26 protein-coding genes are annotated in these 24,567 nt (G+C 39.9%); 15 read left to right on the forward strand and 11 right to left on the reverse strand.

Annotated elements, in window-relative coordinates; translation table 11 throughout:
• Positions 1–115: 115 nt before the first annotated feature.
• The 13 genes from leuS to lipA all read left to right on the forward strand — a co-directional run bounded on the left by leuS (position 116) and on the right by lipA (position 13,078).
• A complete protein-coding gene (gene leuS / locus H5089_RS11270; RefSeq protein ID WP_024594703.1) occupies positions 116–2,704 on the forward strand; it encodes a leucine--tRNA ligase in 2,589 nt (862 codons plus the stop codon).
• A gap of 1 nt (position 2,705) precedes the next feature.
• Positions 2,706–3,197, forward strand: a complete 492-nt coding sequence (gene lptE / locus H5089_RS11275; RefSeq protein WP_024594704.1) for an LPS assembly lipoprotein LptE — start codon at positions 2,706–2,708, stop codon at positions 3,195–3,197.
• The gene (gene holA, locus H5089_RS11280) at positions 3,197–4,234 is read left to right on the forward strand and encodes a DNA polymerase III subunit delta (protein WP_182712226.1); all 1,038 of its coding nucleotides are present in this window, start codon (positions 3,197–3,199) and stop codon (positions 4,232–4,234) included. The genes lptE and holA overlap by 1 nt, the downstream gene beginning before the upstream one ends.
• A 17-nt stretch (positions 4,235–4,251) precedes the next feature.
• Positions 4,252–4,887 (forward strand): nicotinate-nucleotide adenylyltransferase, encoded by a 636-nt coding sequence (gene nadD, locus H5089_RS11285; RefSeq protein WP_024594705.1) that lies wholly within the window; start codon positions 4,252–4,254, stop codon positions 4,885–4,887.
• A gap of 55 nt (positions 4,888–4,942) precedes the next feature.
• Positions 4,943–5,260: a ribosome silencing factor gene (rsfS, locus tag H5089_RS11290; protein ID WP_002958523.1), complete on the forward strand. Its 318-nt coding sequence runs from the start codon at positions 4,943–4,945 to the stop codon at positions 5,258–5,260.
• A gap of 37 nt (positions 5,261–5,297) precedes the next feature.
• The gene (gene rlmH, locus H5089_RS11295; RefSeq protein WP_002958522.1) at positions 5,298–5,768 is read left to right on the forward strand and encodes a 23S rRNA (pseudouridine(1915)-N(3))-methyltransferase RlmH; all 471 of its coding nucleotides are present in this window, start codon (positions 5,298–5,300) and stop codon (positions 5,766–5,768) included.
• 9 nt (positions 5,769–5,777) lie between these two features.
• Complete coding sequence (mrdA, locus tag H5089_RS11300) at positions 5,778–7,646, forward strand: penicillin-binding protein 2 (protein WP_154903378.1); 1,869 nt, start codon at positions 5,778–5,780, stop codon at positions 7,644–7,646.
• Positions 7,643–8,749: a rod shape-determining protein RodA gene (gene rodA / locus H5089_RS11305; protein ID WP_002958520.1), complete on the forward strand. Its 1,107-nt coding sequence runs from the start codon at positions 7,643–7,645 to the stop codon at positions 8,747–8,749. The genes mrdA and rodA overlap by 4 nt, the downstream gene beginning before the upstream one ends.
• Entirely contained in the window at positions 8,749–9,513 is a 765-nt protein-coding gene (locus H5089_RS11310; RefSeq protein ID WP_182712227.1) for a septal ring lytic transglycosylase RlpA family protein, read from the forward strand. Before rodA ends, H5089_RS11310 begins: the two co-directional genes overlap by 1 nt.
• 313 nt (positions 9,514–9,826) lie before the next feature.
• Entirely contained in the window at positions 9,827–10,990 is a 1,164-nt protein-coding gene (locus tag H5089_RS11315; protein ID WP_002958518.1) for a serine hydrolase, read from the forward strand.
• Between the two features lie 174 nt (positions 10,991–11,164).
• Positions 11,165–11,443, forward strand: a complete 279-nt coding sequence (gene ybeD / locus H5089_RS11320; protein WP_002958517.1) for a DUF493 family protein YbeD — start codon at positions 11,165–11,167, stop codon at positions 11,441–11,443.
• A gap of 19 nt (positions 11,444–11,462) precedes the next feature.
• On the forward strand, positions 11,463–12,116 hold the full coding sequence (gene lipB / locus H5089_RS11325; protein ID WP_010554695.1) for a lipoyl(octanoyl) transferase LipB: 654 nt from the start codon (positions 11,463–11,465) through the stop codon (positions 12,114–12,116).
• Positions 12,113–13,078 carry a lipoyl synthase gene (gene lipA, locus H5089_RS11330; protein ID WP_002958515.1) on the forward strand — a complete coding sequence of 322 codons (966 nt, stop codon included), beginning with the start codon at positions 12,113–12,115 and terminating at the stop codon, positions 13,076–13,078. The genes lipB and lipA overlap by 4 nt, the downstream gene beginning before the upstream one ends.
• An 80-nt stretch (positions 13,079–13,158) precedes the next feature.
• On the opposite strand, the gene H5089_RS11335 is transcribed toward lipA, so the two are convergent.
• A complete protein-coding gene (locus tag H5089_RS11335) occupies positions 13,159–14,445 on the reverse strand; it encodes a VCBS domain-containing protein (protein ID WP_182693374.1) in 1,287 nt (428 codons plus the stop codon).
• A 255-nt stretch (positions 14,446–14,700) separates the two neighbouring features.
• Between H5089_RS11335 and H5089_RS11340 the strand changes: the two genes are divergently transcribed.
• Both H5089_RS11340 and H5089_RS11345 read left to right on the forward strand, forming a co-directional pair.
• Positions 14,701–14,940, forward strand: coding sequence for an RNA-binding protein (locus H5089_RS11340; RefSeq protein ID WP_002958513.1), 240 nt, complete (start codon positions 14,701–14,703; stop codon positions 14,938–14,940).
• Positions 14,941–15,259: 319 nt separating this feature from the next.
• Entirely contained in the window at positions 15,260–16,879 is a 1,620-nt protein-coding gene (locus H5089_RS11345) for a M28 family metallopeptidase (RefSeq protein WP_182712228.1), read from the forward strand.
• Between the two features lie 37 nt (positions 16,880–16,916).
• Here H5089_RS11345 and H5089_RS11350 read toward each other — a convergent pair whose 3' ends face one another.
• The 10 genes from H5089_RS11350 to H5089_RS11395 form a co-directional block, all read right to left on the reverse strand.
• Positions 16,917–17,864, reverse strand: a complete 948-nt coding sequence (locus H5089_RS11350; protein ID WP_024603579.1) for a PDC sensor domain-containing protein — start codon at positions 17,862–17,864, stop codon at positions 16,917–16,919.
• A gap of 220 nt (positions 17,865–18,084) precedes the next feature.
• Positions 18,085–18,300, reverse strand: a complete 216-nt coding sequence (locus tag H5089_RS11355; RefSeq protein ID WP_024597051.1) for an EF-hand domain-containing protein — start codon at positions 18,298–18,300, stop codon at positions 18,085–18,087.
• An 80-nt stretch (positions 18,301–18,380) separates the two neighbouring features.
• A complete protein-coding gene (locus tag H5089_RS11360) occupies positions 18,381–18,587 on the reverse strand; it encodes a hypothetical protein (protein ID WP_024597050.1) in 207 nt (68 codons plus the stop codon).
• Between the two features lie 169 nt (positions 18,588–18,756).
• The gene (locus tag H5089_RS11365) at positions 18,757–18,969 is read right to left on the reverse strand and encodes a calmodulin (protein ID WP_007585535.1); all 213 of its coding nucleotides are present in this window, start codon (positions 18,967–18,969) and stop codon (positions 18,757–18,759) included.
• Positions 18,970–19,570: 601 nt separating this feature from the next.
• Entirely contained in the window at positions 19,571–19,786 is a 216-nt protein-coding gene (locus H5089_RS11370) for a TIGR02450 family Trp-rich protein (protein ID WP_002958506.1), read from the reverse strand.
• Between the two features lie 70 nt (positions 19,787–19,856).
• Positions 19,857–20,210 (reverse strand): cupredoxin domain-containing protein, encoded by a 354-nt coding sequence (locus H5089_RS11375; protein ID WP_007378488.1) that lies wholly within the window; start codon positions 20,208–20,210, stop codon positions 19,857–19,859.
• Positions 20,211–20,230: 20 nt separating this feature from the next.
• On the reverse strand, positions 20,231–22,477 hold the full coding sequence (locus H5089_RS11380; protein WP_182712229.1) for a heavy metal translocating P-type ATPase: 2,247 nt from the start codon (positions 22,475–22,477) through the stop codon (positions 20,231–20,233).
• Complete coding sequence (locus H5089_RS11385) at positions 22,467–22,910, reverse strand: MerR family transcriptional regulator (RefSeq protein WP_182712230.1); 444 nt, start codon at positions 22,908–22,910, stop codon at positions 22,467–22,469. The genes H5089_RS11380 and H5089_RS11385 overlap by 11 nt, the downstream gene beginning before the upstream one ends.
• 694 nt (positions 22,911–23,604) lie before the next feature.
• Entirely contained in the window at positions 23,605–24,102 is a 498-nt protein-coding gene (locus H5089_RS11390; protein WP_024598210.1) for a DUF2059 domain-containing protein, read from the reverse strand.
• A gap of 129 nt (positions 24,103–24,231) precedes the next feature.
• Positions 24,232–24,564, reverse strand: coding sequence for a Na+/H+ antiporter subunit G (locus tag H5089_RS11395; protein WP_182712231.1), 333 nt, complete (start codon positions 24,562–24,564; stop codon positions 24,232–24,234).
• Positions 24,565–24,567 lie beyond the last annotated feature (3 nt).

Raw genomic sequence — 24,567 nt, forward strand, 5'->3', positions numbered from 1 at the left:
CTGAACTGAAGGTTAGAATTTATCAAAACCGCGTTTTTGACGCTGTGAATAGCACTTTATTTGGGGTATCCTAATGGCAATTTTTTATTAGTTTGCAAGAAGTCTGGAACCATAGATGCAAGAGCAATATAACCCGCAAGATATAGAGTCAAAAGTACAAAGCTACTGGGAAGAAAACCAGGTATTTAAAGTCACTGAAGATGAGAGCAAAGAAAAGTATTATTGCCTTTCTATGTTTCCTTATCCGAGTGGTCGACTGCATATGGGTCATGTACGTAACTACACCATTGGTGATGTTGTTTCTCGTTTCCAGCGCCTGCAAGGCAAAAACGTAATGCAACCTATGGGTTGGGATGCGTTTGGTTTACCTGCAGAAAACGCTGCTATTAAAAACAAAACAGCACCTGCTAAGTGGACATACGAAAATATTGACTACATGCGTACACAGCTTAAGCAATTAGGTTTTGGTTATGACTGGGATCGCGAAATAGCGACGTGTCATCCAGAATACTACAAGTGGGAGCAGTGGTTTTTCACTAAGCTTTACGAAAAAGGCTTAGTGTATAAAAAAATGTCGACGGTTAACTGGGATCCAGTGGATCAAACAGTATTAGCTAACGAGCAAGTTATTGACGGTCGCGGTTGGCGTTCAGGCGCTGTGGTTGAGCAAAAAGAAATTCCACAGTGGTTTATTAAAATTACCGACTACGCACAAGAACTACTTGACGATTTAGACAAGTTGGAAGATTGGCCAGAGCAAGTTAAAACAATGCAGCGTAACTGGATTGGCCGCTCTGAAGGGTGTGATATTGAATTTAAACGCACCGATAACGACGAAACTTTTAGTGTATACACAACTCGTCCAGACACCTTTATGGGTGTTACGTATGTTGCTGTTGCTGGTGGTCACCCTATTGCACAAGAAGCCGCTAAAAATAGCGATGCTGTTGCAATGTTTGTTGAAGAATGCAAAAACACCAAAATTGCCGAAGCAGACATGGCAACAATGGAGAAAAAAGGCATAGCAACAGGCTTTTACGCAACTCACCCATTAACGGGCGAGCAAGTACCAATTTGGGTCGCTAACTTTGTATTAATGCATTACGGCTCAGGCGCTGTTATGGCGGTACCTGCACACGACCAACGCGATTTTGAATTTGCAACGGCTTACGGCCTAGATATTAAACAAGTAATTGCACCGGTTGAAGGCTCAGGTCTTGAAGTAAACCTTGAGCAAGAAGCATTTACCGATAAAGGCGTACTTGTAAATTCAGGTGAATTTGATGGTCTTGATTTTGACGCCGCGTTTAAAGCCATTGCCGACAAGCTTGAAGCACTCGGTGTTGGGGAGCGTAAAGTAAACTTCCGTCTACGTGACTGGGGTGTGAGCCGTCAGCGTTATTGGGGCTCTCCAATCCCAATGCTTAGCGACGAAGAAGGCAAAGAACTTGCAGCAACAGAAGATATGCTACCAGTTCGCTTACCAGAAGATGTGGTAATGAATGGTGTAACGTCACCTCTTAAAGCAGACCCTGAATGGGCTAAAACAACAGTAAATGGCGCACCTGCGTTTCACGAAACTGACACGTTTGACACCTTTATGGAATCATCTTGGTACTACGCACGCTACTGTAGCCCACGCTACGACGAAGGCATGCTAGATCCAGCGGCTGCTAACTATTGGTTACCAGTAAACCAATACATTGGTGGTATTGAGCACGCTATTTTACACTTATTGTACTCGCGATTTTTCCATAAATTATTACGTGACTTTGGTTTAGTAAATTCAGACGAGCCGTTCGACCGCTTACTTTGTCAAGGTATGGTGCTTGCTGAAACATTTTATCGTAAAGATGAAAAAGGCGGCGATGTATGGATTTCGCCAAGCGATGTAAATACCGAAACCGACGACAAAGGCCGCGTAACTAAAGCATGGCATAAAGAAGACGGTGAGCCGGTATTCTCATCAGGCATGAGTAAAATGTCGAAGTCTAAAAACAACGGTATAGACCCACAACAAGTAATTGCCCAATACGGTGCAGATACAGTACGTTTATTTATGATGTTTACAGCACCACCAGAGCAAACGCTTGAATGGTCAGACTCAGGTGTTGAAGGCGCGCATCGTTTCTTAAAACGTGTATGGAAATACGCAGTAGACGTTAAAACAGTAGGTTACCAAGCACTTGATAAATCAGCGCTCACTAACCCGCAAAAAGTATTACGTCGCGACTTACACAAAGCAATTGCTAAAGTGACTGATGATGTTGAACGTCGTCAAACCTTTAACACCGCTATTGCAGCCATTATGGAGCTTTCTAATAAGTTATTAAAAGCACCACTGAGCGACAAACAAGATGTAGCGATTGCTAACGAAGCACTTGAAGCATTAGTTATTATGCTTGCACCTATTACTCCGCATTTATCACATGAGCTTTGGAAAGAGCTTGGTAAAGAAGGCGAGATTTTAGATGCGCAGTGGCCAAAAGTTGACGAGTCGGCTCTTGTTGAAGATGAAAAACTAATCATCGTACAAGTAAACGGCAAGCTTCGCGCTAAGTTAACAGTGGCAGCTGATGCCACTCAAGAGCAAGTAGAAGCCCTTGCGTTTGCAGAATCTAACGTAACTAAATTTACGGATGGCGCAACTATTCGTAAAATCATTTACGTTCCAGGTAAACTACTTAACGTGGTAGCTAACTAATATGGCTGCATTTAACGCCATTAAAAATGGACTAGCCTTAGTGCTAGTCTGTTTTTTGTTATCAAGCTGTGGCTTTCATTTAAAAAAAGCCTCTAGCTTGCCTGATAACTTAAAACAGCTAACACTTGTAGGCGATGATGAAAAATCGACTTTATTTACTGAGCTTAAAAAAGAGCTTAAAGCGAGTAACGTAGAGCTAGTATCGTCAGCTAAAGATAAAGCCCAATTGTATTTACGCAAAGAAAGTATTGAACGCCAAACTCTTTCGCTGTTTCAAAATGGTCAGGTTGCTGAATACGAACTTGCTTATGGCGTGTCGTATGTAGTTAAACTCCCAGGCGAAAAAGCGATAGAAAAACGTTTTGAGCTTTACCGTAATTACCAAGACGATCCGGATCATGCATTAGCAAAAGCAAAAGAGCTTGAGCTACTCATTAGCGAGATTCGTGAGCAAGCCAGTCGTCGTATTGTTAGAGAGCTGTCGCAACTATAATGCGCTGCTACGCTAATCAACTACCGAGTGAATTAAATAAAGGGCTAAAGCCCTTTTATTTAGTATTTGGTGAAGAGCCTTTTCAAGAAGCGCAGTGCGTACAACAAATTCGCGACTGTGCTAAGCAACAAGGTTTTGATGAAGTAATTAAGTTTACTTTAATGCAAGGATTCGATTGGCAAGAAATCATAGCCCAGTATCAGAGCATGTCGCTGTTTAGCGCCCGCACTATTATTGAGCTTGATTTAAACCAACAAAAGCCAGGCGTTATTGGCAGCAATACCTTTAAAAAAGTAGTTGAGCTGGTTAATCCCGATACTATTTTAATTATTAAAGGCGCTAAAGCCAGTCAAGAAGTACAACGTGGTGCGTGGTTTAAAGCCCTTGATAAACTAGGCGTGTTCGTACCTTGCTACCCACTTACGGGCTCTCATGTAAAACGATGGCTTGATGAGCAATGCCAACGTTTATCACTTAATATGCAAAGCGACGCCAAAGTAAGCTTAATAAATGCCACTGAAGGCAACTTATTAGCCTGTTTTCAGGAGCTTGAAAAGCTCTCGCTACTACACGGCAATGCATTAATTACTCAGCAACTAGTTATGCAAGGGCTGTTAAATCAAGCCAAGTTTGATATTTTTGATTTAAGCGATGCACTATTAAATGGCCACGCTAAACAAGCTATAAAAGTACTAAACAAACTTGCCAGCGATAACACCGAAGTGGTGAGTATTTTGTGGGCTATAACCAAAGAGCTTAATACACTTATAAGTGTGCAACTTGGTTTATTAAATGGCGAACCCATAGCAAATTTATTTAAACAAAAAGCAATTTGGAAAAACCAACAAGGTCCAGTTCAAAACGCAATTAACCGTTTAAATATGCACACACTGGAACAAATAAACAGTGATGTTGCGTTGTTTGATGCCAGTTACAAGCAAGGTAATTTAATTGCACCTTACCAAGCGCTTGCTCATATTTGTATTAAATTTTGCCAGCCGCTCAACATTCCTATGCCGTGCCACGCGGTTAATTAATAAATAATGGGTGTTAAATGATCGCAATTTTTGGTGGCACTTTCGACCCCGTCCATTTAGGCCATCTAAATATGGCGCAGCAATGCGTTAATGCGTTTAATTTAGATACGCTTTATTTTATGCCCTGTGCACTCCCTGCACATAAAGCAGCTCCGGGAATTAGTACGCAGCACCGTATTAATATGCTAAACGCAGCTATTGCACCTTATCCTCATTTTGAACTCGATTTAAGAGAGCTTAACCGAGCTGGTCCATCGTATTCGCTACTTAGTTTGCAAGAACTTCGTAAAGAGCACCCCACTACACCTATTTTATTTTTAATTGGTATGGACTCGTTTAACAATCTCGATAAGTGGTTTGAGTGGAAGGCAATAACACAGCTTTGCCATATTGTGGTGTACCAGCGCCCAGCTCAACATTGCACTGTAAAAGGTGAGCTCAAAAGCTATATGCAACACGCAAATGCTGGCGAAGTAGCGGCACTTAAACACTCACTTGCAGGTAAACTTTATTTTTTACCGGGCGAAATGCTCGATGCGGCCTCAAGTACAATTCGCAAGCAGCTAAAAAAAAGTAATAAAAAGAATGAACTATTGCCCGATGCAGTGAGTCATTACATAGAAGTGCATCAGCTCTATCAAATTGATGCTTAAAAACTCCTAGCGTGTTAAAATGCGCGCCATTAAATTTTTAAATTGAGACAAAACCTTGGATTCAAAACAACTACTCGCCTTTGCTATGGACAAAATTGACGATATGAAAGCGCGTGACATCGTTCATATTGACGTAACTGAAACATCAGATATTACAGATTACATGGTAATTTGTTCTGGTACTTCTAAACGCCACGTACAGTCAATTGCCGATCACTTAGCAAAAGAAGCGCGTCATGCAGATTCAGAGCCACTAGGTTATGAAGGTGAAGGCGACGGCGAATGGGCACTGGTTGATTTAGGTGATGTGGTTGTACACGTGATGCAAAACGAAGCACGTAGCTATTACGATCTAGAAAAACTGTGGGGCTAAACGCTCACTCATTTTAGACAATGCTTGGAAGTAATACGTGAAAATACAAATGATTGCTGTTGGTACTAAAATGCCAGCATGGGTAGAAACGGGATTTGCAGAATATCAGCGCCGTTTCCCTAAGGATATGGCGCTAGAGTTAATCGAAATTCCAGCCGGTAAACGTGGTAAAAATGCAGATATAAAGCGTATTTTACACATTGAAGGTGAAAAAACATTAGCGGCTATTCCAAAAGGCAATCGTATTGTAACGTTAGAGGTAACAGGGAAAGCACTCGATACTCACCAACTTGCTAAAAATATGGAAAAATGGCAACTCGATGGCCGCGATGTAAGTTTACTTATTGGCGGACCTGAAGGACTTGCTCCAGAGTGTATTGCAGCGTCTGAGCAAAAATGGTCGTTATCTAATTTAACATTGCCGCATCCTTTGGTGCGTATAATTGTTGCAGAGAGCCTTTACCGAGGCTGGAGCTTAAATAACAACCATCCTTATCATCGCGAGTAACCCCTTGCCATGCTAAAACATAGACCCACTATTCGTGACCACTCCGCAGAAGCAAACTTATTTGCTAGGCGAGCATTCGTGGGTTTTGTTTTTGTATTAGGATTAGTCGCAGTATTGCTTTCTAATCTTTATACTATTCAGGTCGAAGATCACCAAGACTACCAAACCCGCTCCAACGATAATCGTATTAAAGTTATTCCTATTGCACCCAACCGTGGTTTAATTTACGACCGTAACGGTGTGCTACTTGCTGAAAACAAACCTGTTTACAACCTTGAGGTCATCCCCGAAGAGGTAGACGACCTTGACGAATCGCTTGATCAAATAAGTAAAATAATTGCGATTACAGAGCAAGACAAACAAGACTTTTTAAAAGATATAAAACACACCCGTCGTTTTAAATCACAAGTATTAAAAGCTCGCTTAGACGAAACAGAAGTGGCGAAATTTTCGGTTAATCAACATAAATTCCCTGGTTTTAGCATTGAGGCACGCCTTGCACGCTACTACCCATTTGGCGACACACTAACGCATGCGCTCGGTTACGTTGCCAAGCTTAATAGAAAAGAGCTAAACCAATTAGAACAAGAAGACCGTGCAACCAATTACCGCGCTACGCACGACATTGGCAAACTCGGCATAGAAAAATATTACGAAGAAACACTGCACGGTAAAGTAGGCTCACAACGGGTAGAAGTTAATAACCGTGGCCGTGTAATACGCACCCTGAGCATGACCCAACCGCAACCTGGTAGCGACCTAGTACTTACTTTAGACGTGGGCTTGCAACAAATAGCACAACATGCGCTTAAAGATATGCGTGGCGCTGTTGTAGTTATGGACGCCAAAGATGGCGGCGTGCTGGCACTTTATTCAAACCCAAGTTACGATCCAAACTTATTTGTACACGGCATTAGCAGCAAAAATTATAAAGCGCTGCTTAACCAAGACCGGCCATTAATAAACCGTACTACGCAAGGTCGTTATGCGCCGGCCTCTACGGTAAAGCCCTTAATGGCTGTATTAGCGCTTGAAGAAAATATAGTAAATGAAACAACATCAATGTGGGATCCAGGCTTTTTTGAAATACGAAACGTAGAGCATAAATGGCGTGACTGGAAACGTTGGGGCCATGGTCATGTAGATGTATACAAAGCCATTGAAGAGTCGTGTGATACCTATTTTTACGATGCGGCTTATCGATTAGGCATTACTAAAATAAGCGATTTTATGGCCCGTTTTGGCTACGGTGATTTGTCAGGTATTGATATTCACGAAGAAACTACTGCTATTCTACCTTCAAAAGAATGGAAAGAAGGACGCTTTAAAGAGTCTTGGTGGCCTGGTGACACAATTTCGGTAGGCATTGGCCAAGGTTACTGGACTGCCACACCAATTCAAATTGCAAATGCAACTAACATATTAGTTAATCGTGGTATTAATCATCCCCCTCATTTGGTGCAAGTAATAAAAAAAGATAGCGACATAACGCAAATTAACAACGAAGAAAAACCTCCTGTTATTTTAAAAGATCCGCGCCATTGGCAGGTATCGTTAGATGCAATGCATAATACAGTACAAAAAATATCAGGCACAGCCCACAAAGCATTTAAAGGGACTAACTACGACTCGGCTGGTAAAACCGGTACCGCGCAAGTAGTTAGTATTGCCCAAGGTGAGCGTTACGATGCAGAATCTCTTAAAGAACGCCAACGCGATAATACAATTTATGTAGGCTTTGCACCTTATAGCGATCCTAAAATTGTGGTTTCTGTTGTATTAGAAAACAACCACGGCGGCATTCAAATAGCTCGCCAACTTATGGATTACTACTTTGCAGCCAACCCTGTTAATCTTGCAAGGAACGAGACACCATGACCGCTTTGCACGATAAACGCTCTATTTGGATGCGTATGCACCTCGACCTACCGCTGCTTATTGCACTACTTATAATGATGGCTGGCAGCATAATGGTTGTTTACAGCGCAAGCGGGCAAGAGTCTTCTATGATGATTAGGCATATGACCCGCATGGGCGGTGCGATTGTTGCTATGATTGTTTTAGCCCAGTTTTCGCCTGCCACGTTAAAGCGGTTAGTGATCCCACTTTATTGTGTTGGGTTATTAATGCTAGTCGGTGTACTTTTATTTGGAGTAAGCTCAAAAGGCGCGCAGCGTTGGCTCAATTTAGGGGTGACACGGTTTCAACCTGCAGAATTAATGAAGTTGGCAGTCCCGATGATGGTAGCTTGGTATATAGGTAGAAACCACTTACCACCTCGCCCGCTACACTTAATTATTGGTTTTATGATTGTAATGCTCCCTACATTATTAATTAAAGAACAACCCGATTTAGGTACCGCTATACTTATTGCAAGCTCAGGTATATTTGTATTATTTTTGTCTGGTTTGAGTTGGCGTTTAATAGGCTTTTTAAGCTCGATTGTAGCGCTTGCTGCATGGCCATTTTGGCACTACGGTATGCACGATTATCAAAAACAACGTGTACTCACCTTTTTAGATCCTGAGAGCGATCCGCTTGGTTCGGGTTATCATATTATTCAATCGAAAATTGCTATTGGATCAGGCGGCATAGAAGGTAAAGGCTGGTTGCTTGGTACACAATCGCAATTAGAGTTTTTGCCAGAGCGCCACACCGACTTTATATTTTCGGTTTTAAGCGAAGAATTTGGCTTATTCGGCGTATGTGTTTTACTTAGCCTGTACTTATTTATTATTGGTCGTGGTTTATACATTGCTGTTAATGCACAAGATGCATTTGGTAAATTGCTCGCAGGCGCACTCACCCTCACCTTTTTTGTATATGTATTCGTAAACATAGGCATGGTATCGGGTTTATTACCTGTTGTAGGCGTACCTTTACCACTGATTAGTTATGGTGGTACATCGATGGTGACGTTAATGGCAGGATTTGGCATTATTATGTCAATCGCGACAGATAAAAGGATGCTTTTAAAATAATGCGACACACGAATCAGTTTATATTTACTACATTATTAATTTTACTTTTAAGTGCTTGTAGTAGTGGGCCAAGTAGCCGTTATAGTATGCGTCATGATGCAGCGCCATTAAGAGCTCCAACTACACTTGAGATGCAAGACGCTATAGTTACCGAAACCACTAAAAGTGCTAGCGCTAGCCGCCCATACACAGTGCTTGGTAAAAGCTATTCGCCCATGCTTAATGAGACGGGTTATAGTGAGGAAGGCATTGCCTCTTGGTATGGTCGTAAATTTCATGGTTACCACACTTCAAATGGTGAAACGTATGATATGTTTGCCATGACCGCAGCGCATAAAACGCTGCCACTACCTAGCTTTGTTAAAGTAACCAATACAGCAAATGGTAAGTCGGTAATCGTACGCGTGAACGACCGTGGCCCATTTCATGACGATAGAATAATTGATCTTTCGTACGCAGCCGCTTATAAGCTTGGCTACTACACCCATGGTACAGCAAAGGTTAAGCTAGAGGCAGTTACGCTTGCGGGCGCAACTGCGCGTCAAACCTATATTCAGGTAGCTGCAGGTAGTACACTTGCTAATATTGAAGCACTTGCCAGCACATTGCGAGAGCAATACAAATTACCAACAAATATTGTGCAAAAAGACGATATTTACAGACTGCATTTAGGGCCAATAAAAGATACCCCTCATGCAAACGAAGTATTAAAAAAATTAAAAGAAAATCAATTTCAAAACGCGTTCTTGCTTTACACTCAGTAAGACTAATACCCAAACTATCCCAAGATGCAGAATTCAGCGTTGCACTGGGGCTTAATATCTAGGCGTTACTTTGTAGAAATGGTAATCCTTTTTAAAAAGTAACAACACAGAGAGTAAGCTCCAGTGAAACGCCCTAAGGGTTGGTTTAAAAACGATTTATACTGCGTTATTGATTTGAACAATAGAGTAACTATTATTTGCAATCAATGCCTTGCCTAAATCGTTTTTAACTCCAACGACGCTCGCATCTCGGGGTAGTTTGGGTATAGAATGGCGTAACGCGAATCTTTAACTTTAACCATTAATGAGTATGATGAAATCTATTAAACATAAAATCCTCAAAGGTGTATGCGGCCTAGTTTGTACAGCCGCCGTATTCTCAGCCAGCGCCCAAATTATTCCGGCACCACCTCAAGTTAATGCGAAAGGTTATTTTTTAGTCGACTTTACAACTGGTAAAGTTATTGCTGAAGGTGAAGCCGATACACAGCTAGCGCCTGCAAGTTTAACTAAAATGATGACCAGTTATGTAATTGGTACTGAAATTAAAGCAGGTAATATTGCCACTACCGATATGGTAACGGTAAGCGAAAAAGCATGGGCTAAAAACTTTCCAGAATCTTCAAAGATGTTTATTGAAGTAGGTAAACAAATTAGTGTTGATGAGCTTAACCACGGTATTATTATTCAATCAGGTAATGATGCATGTGTAGCAATGGCTGAGCATATTGCTGGAAGCGAAAGCGCATTTGCTGATTTAATGAATGCCCATGCTGCTAAATTAGGTATGAGCAACAGTCACTTTATCAACAGCCACGGCCTTGATACTGACGAGCACTTCACAACTCCACGCGATATGGCGACACTTGGTGCTGCTCTTATTCGTGATGTGCCAGATGAATATGCACTTTATAAGCAAAAGTCATTTACTTATAACGGCATTAAGCAATATAACCGTAACTCATTATTATGGGATGAAAGCTTAGATGTTGACGGCATTAAAACAGGGCATACATCAGAAGCTGGTTACAGCCTAGTTACCTCCGCTACTAAAAACGATATGCGTTTAATTGCTGTTGTTATGGGTACCTCAAGCGAGCGAGCTCGTAAAGTAGAAAGTAAAAAGCTACTTAACTATGGTTTTCGTTTTTATGAAACAATTACTCCGTACAAAGCAGGCGATAGCTTTGCAGAACAACGTATTTGGATGGGTAACAAAGAGAACGTATCTTTAGGTATTTTAGAAGATACACCAATTACTATCCCACGTGGTCAGCATAAAAACCTTAAAGCTAACTTTGAGCTAGATAATACGCTTGAAGCACCACTTGCTAAAGGTACTAAAGTAGGTACGTTATTCTTACAACTAGAGGGCGAAGATATTGCTCAATACCCACTAGTTACACTTGAAGAAGTGGAAGAAGGCAGCTTCTTTAGCAAAATTTATGATTACTTACGCTTACAGATCATGCAGTAATTTATATCTCCCCTATTAACTAGGTAACTAATTTAAACGTCTCCACTGTGAGGCGTTTTTTTTTGCTTGAAAAATGTTAGAATGCGCCCCATATAAGCAAGACTGCTAATTGCCTATCTGTATTAAGCTTCAAGCTTGCATAGAGTCCACACTTTTGTATGAGGAGTCACCGTCGTGGTTCAACCTGTTAAAGATACTAAATTTGATGAGTACCTAGAGTACCCTTGCCCATTTACATTCAGAATAATGGGTTTAGCTAACGTAAACTTAACTGATCAAATTTTAGCTAAGTTACAACCAATAGCACCTGGCGATTACGCCCCTAAAGTAAAACCAAGCAGCAAAGGTAATTACGAGTCAGTAAGCCTTGTAGCAACAGTTACTAGTGGCAAACACATTGAAGAAATTTACAACGTGATCAGCAATATTGATGACGTACGCCACATGCTTTAATCCATAGTTGAGATTTGTTGTGAACGAAAACACTTTGATCGTACGCCAACTGGGTCGTCAGCGTTATATGCCAATTTGGCAAAAAATGCAGGACTTTACCGACACCCGTGATGAAAATACGCCAGATGAAATTTGGCTTGTAGAGCACGAGAGTGTATTCACCCAAGGTCAGGCTGGTAAGGACGAACACTTACTAGCTCCTGGCGACATTGAGGTGATTAAAGTTGACCGTGGCGGGCAAGTAACTTACCACGGCCCAGGCCAGCAAATGATGTATGTATTATTTAATCTACGTCGTTTAAAGATTGGTGTACGTGAACTGGTTACTTGGCTTGAAGAGTGCATTATTGAATCACTCGCCGAGTATGGTATTGAAGCTTATGCTAAAGCTGATGCACCAGGTGTATACGTTAATGACAGTAAAATTGCATCCCTTGGTTTAAGGGTTCGTCGTGGTTGCTCGTTTCATGGCTTAGCATTAAATGTTAACATGGACCTAAGTCCATTTTTACGCATTAACCCATGTGGTTATGCGGGCATGAATATGGTGCAAACTAAAGAATTAGATGGTCCTCAAAACCTAGAAAGTGCGGGTGAAGGATTGGTGAAACATATGATCAAGAAGCTTAATGCAACACAGGTTAAGCATACTGAAGGGTTTGAAAACGAATGAATAAACCAGTCAAAATGGAACCAGGTGTAAAACTACGCGACGCAGAAAAAATGGCGTTGATCCCAGTAAAAGTTTTACCTACAGAAAAAACTGAAATGTTGCGTAAGCCAGAATGGTTAAAAATTCGCTTACCTAAATCAACCGATCGTATTGACGGTATTAAAAAAGCGCTACGTAAGCATGGCTTACACTCGGTATGTGAAGAAGCTTCGTGCCCTAACCTATCTGAATGTTTTAACCACGGTACAGCTACCTTTATGATTTTAGGTGCTATTTGTACTCGTCGTTGCCCATTTTGTGATGTTGCTCACGGTCGCCCATTAAAACCTGATGCCACTGAACCTGAAAAGCTAGCACTTACTATTAAAGATATGAAGCTAAGCTACGTTGTAATCACTTCAGTTGACCGTGATGATTTACGTGATGGTGGTGCACAGCATTTTGCCGATTGTATTCGCGAGATTCGTAAACATAATCCAACTATTACTATCGAAATTTTAGTACCTGATTTTCGTGGCCGAATGGACCGCGCACTAGAGATACTAATCGAGACGCCACCAGATGTGTTTAACCACAATCTTGAAACTGCGCCACGTTTATACAAACTAGCTCGTCCAGGTGCTGACTATAAATGGTCTTTAGAATTACTTCGTCGCTTTAAAGAAGCTCACCCAGAAGTAAAAACTAAATCAGGCTTAATGGTTGGTTTAGGTGAGGAAATTAGCGAAATTGAAGAAGTACTTCGCGATTTACGTGCTCACAACGTTGACATGCTAACTGTAGGCCAATACCTACAACCTTCTAAGCATCACTTACCGGTTAAGCGCTACGTGCCACCAGTAGAGTTTGACGGCTTAAAAGCGTATGCAGACGAAATTGGCTTTACTCACGCGGCTTCTGGCCCGTTTGTACGTTCAAGCTACCATGCTGATCAACAAGCAGCGGGTAAAGAAGTGAAATAATCACTTTTATCAAAAAATTAAAAAAGCCGTTAATGATGCATAATTATTAACGGCTTTTTCATGCTAATTGATAAAATAGCTTACTGCGCTATCTTACCTTTTGTAATAGAAAAATCAGCAAACCTAACACGTTCTTCATCAGCGCGAAGGCTGTCGGTTTCAACAATCGAGCGGTAAATTCCCCACTTAGGACGAGCAAAATCAGCATCACTAAAGCCGCGCCACATATCTATGTTTTGCTCGCTTATATTAAATATCTCTGCATTATCGCTTAAGCGCGTTAACGTCATATCAATCTTACCGTTTTCACTAAATGTAGCTTGTACAAATACCTTGACCCATTCATCTGTAATGAGTGACCAGTCGGTTTCAATGAGGTTTTTATCAAGCCCTGTACTGTTACCGTTTTCATCAAAGCCTGCACTATATCGCACTTGCAGTTGATTGCCTGTACTGTTTTTTTGTGCTCCTGAGAGTGTGATAATAGGCTGGTCGTCATTACCATTAGTATTATCGTTGCTGTCATTTCGAGCTTTTATTTGAAAAAAATGGCTAAACTTACTCGTAAGCTCAAGCTCGCTGCTTACTTTAAATTTCCAGCTATATTGAAATGTCTCCCCCTCAAACGCCAGTGTTTCTTGTGGTGATTTATCGTAGGTTTTTATTTCGTTACGTTGTCTATCACTTACGCCTTTGTCTTTATCTTGGTCATCATCTCGGTGAGCTAAAAAGACAAAATGGTTACCAATTATCGTATCGGTATCTTCAAGAATATGGACAACACTTTGATGATTGCCAGCATATAAGTCTGGAGATTCAATTGACCCTTCGCCGAAGGCATTTTCAATAAGCGTGTATGCGTCAAGCCCCGAATTAACGCCATCTGATCGCAATAAAACGTGTGATATTTTCTCAAAGCCATCAGCTTGAGCTATTGGTGCACCTACAATTGTTATGATAATTTGTGCGCTGGTACCATCTACAGAGTTTACTGTTATTGTATCTTGTAGTGTTTCACCTTCACTTAAAGATGTTATTGAAGCGTTTAAATCGTCAAGTGTGTATGACCAATCTCCACCAGCATTTAAGCTAAAAAAACCATAGCTTGTAGCGCTATTTTCTTGTGCTACAAAAGCACCTTCACCTGATTGTTGATCCGTAATAGTTAACGAGCCTGTTATTGCATCATTACTATCGCTAATAACTTCACCTAGAGTGTTACCACCAATTGTTGCTGGAGTTTGTGAAGAAATCGCTTCATTATTTTGCGCCGTAGGATCAGAGCCTGAGCTGCCACAACCAGTAACTAAACAAGATAGAAGTATAGCTGTAACTGTATTACAGGGTTTAAGGGTATATTTAGACATGAGTAGTTCTGTGGTTAATAGTAAGTTAATTAAATATGAATTTACCAATTTATTGTGCAAATAACCACAATTCAATTACCAATTAATATTACCAATTTACTGATATTTTAAATTTAATTATAAAATCTATTATTTTCAAAGTGATACATAAAAATATTTCTATAGAATGTTTATTTATATTTGTTTTAAAATAAAATTAGGTTAAACCTGAGTTACTTGAGATAATTAATACTGACATAATTATTTAGGTTCATTATGAAACTATTAGTTCGTAACTTGTCTCGTGCTACCACTGAGCATGAGCTTCGTACTTTATTTGCAGAGCACGGTAAAGTGACTACTTGTAACTTGGTACTTGATAAAGAAACTGGCCAATCTAAAGGTTTTGCCTTTGTAGAAATGCCAAACGACATAGAAAGTAAAAGCGCAATTACTGCACTTAACCAATCTACTGTTGATAAAAGTAAGATCCGCGTAAAACTTGCAGACGCATAAAGCTAACTGCAACCTATGCAAAAAAACCAGCTAATGCTGGTTTTTTGCTTTTAGTGCCCAGTATTATAAAAGAAGCAGACAGCACAAAAAATGTCTCCTGCTCAGCTAATATTGCAGCAGCAAAAAATGCAATGCCATTAGCTATAAATAAATACCCACTTTTTTACATTGGCCCATTATGTGCTCCTTTAGGTTGTTCGTTATTTATACACTTTATAAAATCAATCTGCAATTGAATGAAAAGTTCTCTATAAAAATTCGACATCGCTGCGGTGCTTCCTTTATATTGAAAGCCTAATTAAATAACAATATGAAGACTATGGCATCTACTCTTTTAAAAAGCGCTAGCCTAAGCTTGCTAGTTGCACTTTTTGGCTGCTCAGAGCCTGCAAGCGAACAAACTCCATTAGAAAATACAGCAGGTGTAAGCCTTAGCAATATTAAACAGCATATTAAAACGCTAGCCTCTGATGACTTTGAAGGCCGAGGCCCGCTTACTCATGGTGAAGTAAAAACCGTAGGCTACTTAAGCGAGCAATATAAAGCGCTGGGTTTAACCGGTGCTTATAAAGGTAAATACTTACAGCCTGTAAAAATGGCAATGGTGACAGCTAATCAGGATATGCAGTTAAAGGTAGGTGATTTAAGCTTTGAATCAGGTAAAGACTTTACCGCACGTACCGAGCAACTTCAGCCATTAATTGATGTACGCAATTCTGACGTTGTATTTGTTGGCTATGGTATTAATGCACCAGAATATAACTGGAATGACTATAAAAATATCGATGTAACTGGTAAAACTGTGGTTGTGCTAGTTAACGATCCAGGCTTTGCTACTCAAAACGACGCCCTTTTTACTGGTAATGCAATGACCTACTACGGTCGTTGGACTTATAAATATGAAGAAGCCGCTCGCCAAGGTGCAAAGGCTGTATTTATTGTTCATGAAACAGCACCTGCGGCATATCCTTGGGGCGTAGTTGAAAGTTCAAACACCGGCACTAAATACACGTTAATGGATAACAATTTAAACGCGTCTAAATTACCGGTTATGGGCTGGCTAACACTTGATGCGACTGAGAAAATGTTTAACGCCGCAAAGCTTAACTACCAAGATTTAAAACAAGCAGCATTAAATGATGACTTTAAAGCGACGCCACTTAACTTAAAAGCAAACCTTGCCTTTAAAAACGAAGTATCACATGCAAAATCGCATAACGTAGTTGCACAAATTACAGGTAGCGAATCACCTGACGAATACGTTGTTATTAGCGCTCACTGGGACCACTTTGGTACTAAACAAACTGATACCGGCCCTAAGATTTATAACGGCGCGGTAGATAACGCTTCCGGCACTGCAGCCACGCTTGAAATAGCACGTATAATGAGCAAAATGAACAAGCAAAAACCATTTAAACGCTCAATTATTTTTGCTAACTTTACAGCAGAAGAAACGGGGTTAATTGGTTCTGAAGAGTTTGCATCGGGTGCGGTTGTACCTACAAAACAAATGGTCGGTCTATTAAATATTGATGGCATGAACGTGCTTGATGGCACTGACTACATTTTACAATACGGTAAAGATTTATCGACAATGGAAAACTATTTAGCAAAGGCTGCAAAATCACAAGGCCGTGTTGTTAAAATGGATCCTCGCCCGCAAAATGGTTTGTTTTTTAGATCAGATCATTTCTCGCTTTCTAAGCAAGGCGTGCCTAGTTTATTATTTATGAGTCTGGGTGATACCGATCCTGATTACATTGCGCATAAATACCATAAAGAAGCAGACGACTACTCAGCTGGTTGGTCGTTAGGTGGTGTTAAGCAAGATATAGATCTTATTGTTGATATAGCCACACAGCTTGCAAATAATGGCGATTGGCCAAAGTGGACGAGCGAGTCTGACTTTAAAGCCAAACGCGCGCAAGATAAGCAGTAAATAGCTATTAAATAGTTATGTAATATAAAAAATCCTCCTACTTGGAGGATTTTTGTTTTAAACGAGCGCGCATTAATAGCGTTTCGGCCTTTGCCCCTAAATAAACATAAATAGCCAGTGCAATTAAAAGCCCTACCACTGCCAGCATCATCGCTATGGCAGGCATTAAATACTCCGATTGCCCCAAAGCCGCTTTAAACATAGTTAACAGCGCCTCAATTGATATAGCAATCAACACAGTAGAGATAAATCGTGTAATAGTGCGCCGCGTAGACGAGTGCCTAAAAATATCCTTATGCATCAGGATTTCTTCTTCGAGTATTGTTTTACCCAAATCAAATACTGCCAATGCCAAGGTGATGTAAATAATGATACTAAAGGGTTCAAGTGGGTCTGATGAGGTATCTACATGAGTTAATAGAGCGTATATATCACTAAAAACGATATTTAGTAAAAATAATACTAAGCAAAATAAGCACGCCACAATAATACCGTAACCCGCCTTGAAGTAAGGCGACATATTAGCGCGCGCAGTATCACCCATTACAAACTCAATAAGCTGCGTTAAGCTCACATCAACGACCAAGTAATGTTGATTATTAATTGGTTTTTTTAGCTCTTTAATCGCCGATATACATAAATGGTTAGTCGCTATAGAAATATAGGGATCAGTAAAGCACACTTTATCACTTGCTTTAGCGTTCAAAAAATAGGGTCGCTCGCTTAAATCTTGTTGATTACCACTTTCACCTAATTTTTTGCTGTATGCGCGTTTAAAGCAGACGTTATTACCCTGCTGCAAACCTTCTGCATTTAAACAATATTGTAATTCTAAAAATGGGTACTGCTTAATCAGATAGCGGGTATCACGCTCTTTAGTTAATCCGTCCTCAATACTCATTAAAATAGATTCAAGTAAACTGTGTATTACATGCTCATATTCGTGGTAGCGCTCAACACTACTGATATAACTCATTCGCGCCATTTTAAATACTCATTAACCTAAGTTATAAATAGATTTGCAAGTTTAAAACCAACAATAAAATAACTTAACAATCAGTAACTTGACACTATTCAAACTCAAGCTTTGCACTACTTTGGTGACTAAATAGTAATATATTAAATTAAATGCACAAAAAAGCAGCTAAGTATTAATTACTTAGCTGCTTTGTGAGTATGACTGGTAAGGTTCTACATAGAGCTTATTACTGAACCTTCGAAAACTCTTCTTTAGATAACTCGCCATTTCCATCTGTATCTAATTGATCAAAAAGCTGTACTAGTTGCGAATTTACTTGGGCTTCTGTTTTGCTAATTACGCCGTCGCCATCTGTATCAAAAGAATCAAAATCTACCGCAGCAAACGCCGCTGAAGAAGAAGCTAGGGCTACAAGAGCTAGAGTTTTATGTAATGTTTTCATAATCGTTTCCTTAGGCTTTGGGCCTGATTAGGGGTAAGAAGTCCTTTTCAAAGATCCTTTAGGAGTAAAGTGTCTATAAATTAATATTCAAAAAAATCATTTTCTGTCGGACCACCGCTACTTTGAACATTCAGCTCGTCAAATTGCTCTATCACTTGCGCCGATTCTTCAGAGCGACTAATTGAAGCGTTGTCGTCTGCATCGCGTGTTTCAAAGTCTGTGCTTGCAAATACTACTGACGAAGAAACAATAGCCATAAGTACAAATGTTGATTGTAGCTTTTTCATAATTTAATCCTTCAAAAGTATGCGGTGTCCTAAATAAATTTGCTCTATAGTGCTCTCTAGTCACTTCCTGGTTATTCTTTTTAGTAGGCTCCCTTGCCTACTTAGGTTGTCTTTGGCAACTCAGAATTTAGATAACATCACAGAGCATTAACTGCTTAAGGCTTTAATTTTAGGCCTTAGAAAACTCATCTTCAGATAGCTCACCATCTTGGTTTGTATCGAGTTCTTCAAATTTGCTTAAAAGCTCAGCATCTACTGAGGCTTCGGCTTGGCTGATTGCGCCATTACCATCTACGTCTAGCGTATCAAAATCTGTTGCTGCAAAAGCCGCTGATGAAGAAGCTAGCGCCATTAGTACTAATGTTGATTGAAATGTTTTCATAATAGTATTCCTTCATTGGGTTGTTGCGATTAAGGCCTTTGGCTTTCATCACGTTTTGCTTAATACACTCTAGGTATTACAACTTCGGTGCCACTTTTTATTTATTATTTAAAAACAATGAGTTAAATGATATAAAGCGAGAGAAGCTTGATTTGGGGAGGTGTTATTGTTGCTATTTAGCAACAGCCATTTAACTAAAAATAATAAACCATTATAAATCAATTGGTTAAGTTTAATTAAAAAGACACACTTTTGCTAAAAAGCCAATAAGGGGGCGTTTAGGTTAGCCTTCAAAATAAACTGAATATGAACATGAAAATTACATCGGATTTATTTTCGGCTATTAAATAATTAATTTATTTATAATCAGTAAGTTATATTGTTTTTGAAATTTATTATAAAAATTTTGGAAAGATATTTTGAAATTAACTGTTTTGTTGCCAAATGGCGAATTTATCTAGTAAGGTTTCAATGCTAAAGCTAAGTTGTAGCATTAAACTCATAATTTAATGCGCTGTAAAGCATAGGTTCGCTTGAGTTAAGCAAACCTACATCGTGTGCCAGCCAGCTATTGGAGTGAGGTAAATTATATAGATTTAAACTACTTCCACCCTTGCAGCCACTTTTGGTTATCCTTTAAATCTCGCCAACTAATTGGATATTGATTTTTTGACATAACAGCCTCAGTAATACATTCAATTACATTGCCGTCTTCATCAAATTCCACCTCAACAATAATGAAGTGTTTTTCTTTATTTATAGCAGGTGTTGCGGTCCATTTGCTATTCAATAATTTTTTAGGGTTTAATTTATTCATTTAATATAGCGACTCTTACTAGTAACTTTTATAAGGCAACTATACGACCCCAACACCTACTTAGTTCAGGTTACTGAGCAACTAACTTGCCCTTATACATTTGCATTTGGCAATGAAAGTCATACTCACCGGCTTCAAGCGCAGGTAGTTTAACTGTATTGCCATCACCCATTGCTAGAGTTTTACTTATATCAAGCTGTGGAAATACCACTGTTTCGGCGCACGGTGCGCTGTCTTTTCTATCAAAAGTAAGTACAACCTCTTTATTGGCTGCCACTTTAATATGGCCCGGTTTATAAACGCCGTTATCAACCACTATCGTTACTTTGTTGTCATCACTTTGTGTTTGCTCTGGTTTGTATAGCCAAAACCAATAAATAATTGCAGCTATTAACAGTGCACCACCTATATTAATCATCAACATAATGTACTCCTTAGCTTAAATTACGATTTATTTGGTTTAAAAAAACGCAAGCGATTAGCGTTACTTACCACTGTAAGCGATGACAGTGCCATAGCTGCACCGGCTACAACAGGGTTAAGTAGTATGCCAAAAAATGGATACAACACGCCGGCTGCAATCGGAATACCCGCCACGTTATAAATAAAGGCACCAAATAGGTTTTGTTTAATATTTGAAATAGTTGCGTTACTTACTGCAATTGCATCAGCAAGGCCATGTAACGAACCACGCATTAAGGTAATGTCTGCACTTTCTATTGCCACATCGGTACCTGTGCCAATTGCAAAGCCTACATCGGCTTGTGCAAGTGCGGGGGCATCGTTAATACCGTCACCTGTCATACCGACTATTTCACCATTTGCTTGGCGTTTTGTTACTTCGTTTACTTTGTCATCGGGCATTACTTCTGCAATAAAGTCATCAATACCGACTTGCTTAGCAACAGCTTGCGCCGTGGCTTTATTGTCTCCTGTTAGCATAACTAGGTGAATACCTTTATTTTGCAGGCGTTTAATAGCTTCAACCGAATCCTCTTTAATCGGATCTGCAACTGCAATTAAAGCCATTAGCTTATTATTACTTGCAAAATACATGGGCGTTTTAGCATCACTGGCAAGTGTTTGAGCTTGCTCGGTTGCATCATCAACGGCTACATCGTATTTATCCATTAGCGCTTTATTACCAAACAACAATGTTTGAGCGTCAACACTGCCGGCTACACCTTTACCTGTAATTGCATCAAAATCGGCTACTTTACTTAAAGCTAAGCCCTGCTTTTTAGCGTGTGCTGTAATTGCCTCTGCCAGTGGATGCTCTGAGCTACTTTCAAGGCTTGCAACAAGTTGCATTACTGTATTTTCATCACTGTTGTTAAAGGTAACTACATCGGTAACTTGCGGCGTACCTTGAGTAATAGTGCCTGTTTTATCTAAAATCATGGTGGTGATTTTAGATGTCGTTTGCAGCGACTCACCATTTCGAATTAATATTCCTGACTCAGCGGCTTTACCAATACCCACCATAACCGACATAGGGGTTGCGAGTCCTAACGCACAAGGACAAGCAATAATAAGTACCGTAGTTACTGCAACAACGGCATAAGCAATTGATGGCTCAGGTCCAAAGTTTAACCATGCAAGCCCTGCAAGTACCGCAATAATCATAACTGTTGGTACAAATATTCCTGATATAACATCAGCTAAGCGCCCTATTGATGGCTTAGAGTTTTGTGCACGCTTTACCATATTGATAATATTGGCAAGTGTGGTTTCGCTACCTATGTGCGTGGCTTTAAATAATAAAGTGCCACTTTTATTTATATTTCCGGCAACAACTTTATCGCCCGTTTTTTTGCGGACGGCCATTGGCTCACCAGTAAGCATTGACTCATCAACTGTACTACTGCCTTCAATAACATCGCCATCCACAGGGATTTTTTCACCCGGGCGTACGCGTACTTCATCATTTTTTACAACATCACTAATGTCGATGTCTTGCTCTTCGCCACCACGAATTACGCGTGCAGTTTTTGGTTGCAGGCCAATTAAGCGTTTAATTGCTTGTGAGGTGCGCCCACGTGCTTTTACTTCAAAAGCGAGCCCTAAACTAATTAAACCGATGATCATCGATGATGCTTCAAAATATACGTGTCTTGCGACTTGTGGTAATAAGCTTGGTGCTATTACCACAAACATTGAATACAACCACGCAGTACCTGTACCAAGCGCTATTAATGTATCCATATTGGCAGCATGGTTTTTGAATGCCTGCCATGCACCGTTGTAAAATTGTTTACCTGATATAGCCATAACCACAAGCGTGACTATACCCACTAAAAACCATGCTATTCGTTGTGTATCGGTGGTCACACTCATGTCAAAAATAAGCCCGTATATCATTAACGGCGCACCGACTCCTAACGCTAATATCATATTACGCATTAGCTTTTTGTAATGTGCCTCGTCCGACTTTGCTTTTTCATCAAGTGCATCTTGATCAGACTCGTTACTCATCGGTTTGGCTGAATAACCAATGTTTTCAACTGCTTTAATAAGCGTACTTTCGTCAGCTTTACCTTCTACGCGTACAGTACGCTCAGCAAAGTTCATTTCCACGTTTTGCGCACCTTGCACGCTATTAAGGGCTTTTTCAATTTTGGCTACACAACTGCCGCAATTAGCGCCTTCAATAATAAAGTTTTGCGCGGTGTCTTTTGTATTAGTCGTCATTACGCTGCTCCTTATTTACGGAATCGTTTATTGGATCAACAAAAGATTCTATTAAACTACACACGTCACTGGCATTTGCACCATCGGCTGATGTTTCCCATTGCTCAAGGGCTGCATGCATTCTGTTTCGTAGCTTTAATGTTTCTTGAAATAGTACTTCGGTTTCTTCTAGGCGTTTAGTAATGAGTTTGCGTGTTAAAGGACAAGGACAATTTCCCTGCTCTGACTCGCCTATAATGTGTTGAATATCTTTGAGTGAAAAACCAAGTTGACGAGAGCTAATGATAAACTTTAAACGCTGCTGGTCTTGCTTTGTATATTCTTGATAGCCATTTTCTTCACTGCGTATTGGATTAAGTAACCCAACACGCGTGTAATGACGAACAGTATCGGCAGTCACGCCCATTAACTTGGCGAGTTGTTTAACATACATAATTTGGCTCCGTCGTGTTTCAGTGGCTTCATAATAAACCTAGGTGCAACACATAGGTCAATGACTATTTTAAAGCTAATAAAATAATACCAATTCGCTTAATTAAGTGACCTGTTTGAGAGAATAAAAACGTGTTGATAACAAGGCAAAGATTTTATTATTTAGTTGTTATCACTAATTACCTTGCTTCCACGCAGTCGTATATCAAAAATGATTAAGTATTATTGCTCATTGGCATAATGACACAAACAGAATTAACTTAAGCTGATACTGGCGTTTATTATCAGGAGGGGTGAATTCAGGAGAGAAGCGCCTAAGTAAGGCGCGTATTAATCTAAGGGCCTGTTGAACATTAGTGGTTAAACTTACAGCAGGCTGTTTGGTTTTTAGGCAAAGCAGAGCCTATTTATGTGGTTATTCCCCATAAGTTGGCGATAACGCAGCACAAATACCAAACATGCGCTGCCCTTTGGGTTATTTCTAGGGACGATTAACTCTTTGTTGCCTACATGGATATAGATAAGGGCCGTGAGCAGGACGCGGAAGCTTTGCTCGGTTTTTGCTTATTCTTACATGAATGTAAGCCTGTAGGGTAACGCAGGAGCAGTTACCGAGCTCACTAGGTTACAAACCTCGCGCCGCAATTTAATCTTCCTTGGATTGAATAAATTCAATCCACAAAGATCTACATGCCCTAGTTTGATTCGCTACGGCTTTGCTCTAATTCGTCGCTTAGCTGCTGCGCTAAAGTTTGTATTTTAGGCATGGCATCTTTCATTAAGCTTTGAGACATTTGCATAGACTCTTGCATTACAACAGGCATTTTTTCAAGTATTTTTTGCCCGGTATCTGTCTTGTAAAATGCTAACATATCAGCAATCTCTTGCTCACTAAAATGTTTGTCGTACACGCTAATCATCATCGGCTGCATTTTGGCCCAGCTCATTTCGGTTTTTAATACCGTCGTCATGTCACCATAGTATTTATCAAAAATTGCCTGTTCAGAAGGCTTAACACCCATTTGATCAGACATACCTTTCATCATACCTTCAACCTGCCCGTACATAGAATCAACCATTGAATCTAAGTTCATTACACTAATAAGTTCATCTATTTTTTGCTGTTTTGTATTTTGCTCAGCATATAAACTGCTAGAAAAAATCAGTAATGATAAAAGTAGTACCTTACCCACAATAATATCCTTTAATATAAATAATCGTTTTATAGTCACATGATTAATTAGTATTGTAAAGGGGACAGGTAATCATTAAAAAGCCGAATAAATCGCGTTTATTCGGCCTTTTATTAGTGCGCATTTGCGTTAATCGTCCTCTACATTACCGAGACCTTTAGTGCCTTCTTTAGCTTTTAGCTTATGATGAATAGCTGATTTTATTAGCATGTAACCACTAATCGGCGCCGTAATTAGTAAAAATATAGTAATGAGTATTTCTCTAACACTGAGTCCATGGCCTGAATTTACAAAATAAACCATAGCTGCGATTAACATACTTGCCATACCCAACGTTGTTGCCTTCGTTGGTCCATGCAAACGCATAAAAAAGTCAGGCAGTTTAATTAAGCCTATCGAGCCAATTAAAATAAACGTACCACCAAATAACAATAGTATTGATACAACCCATTCGCTGATCATGTT

The sequence above is a fragment of the Pseudoalteromonas sp. SR45-1 genome (genome assembly GCF_014163655.1).
Classification (GTDB): Bacteria; Pseudomonadota; Gammaproteobacteria; order Enterobacterales; family Alteromonadaceae; genus Pseudoalteromonas; species Pseudoalteromonas distincta.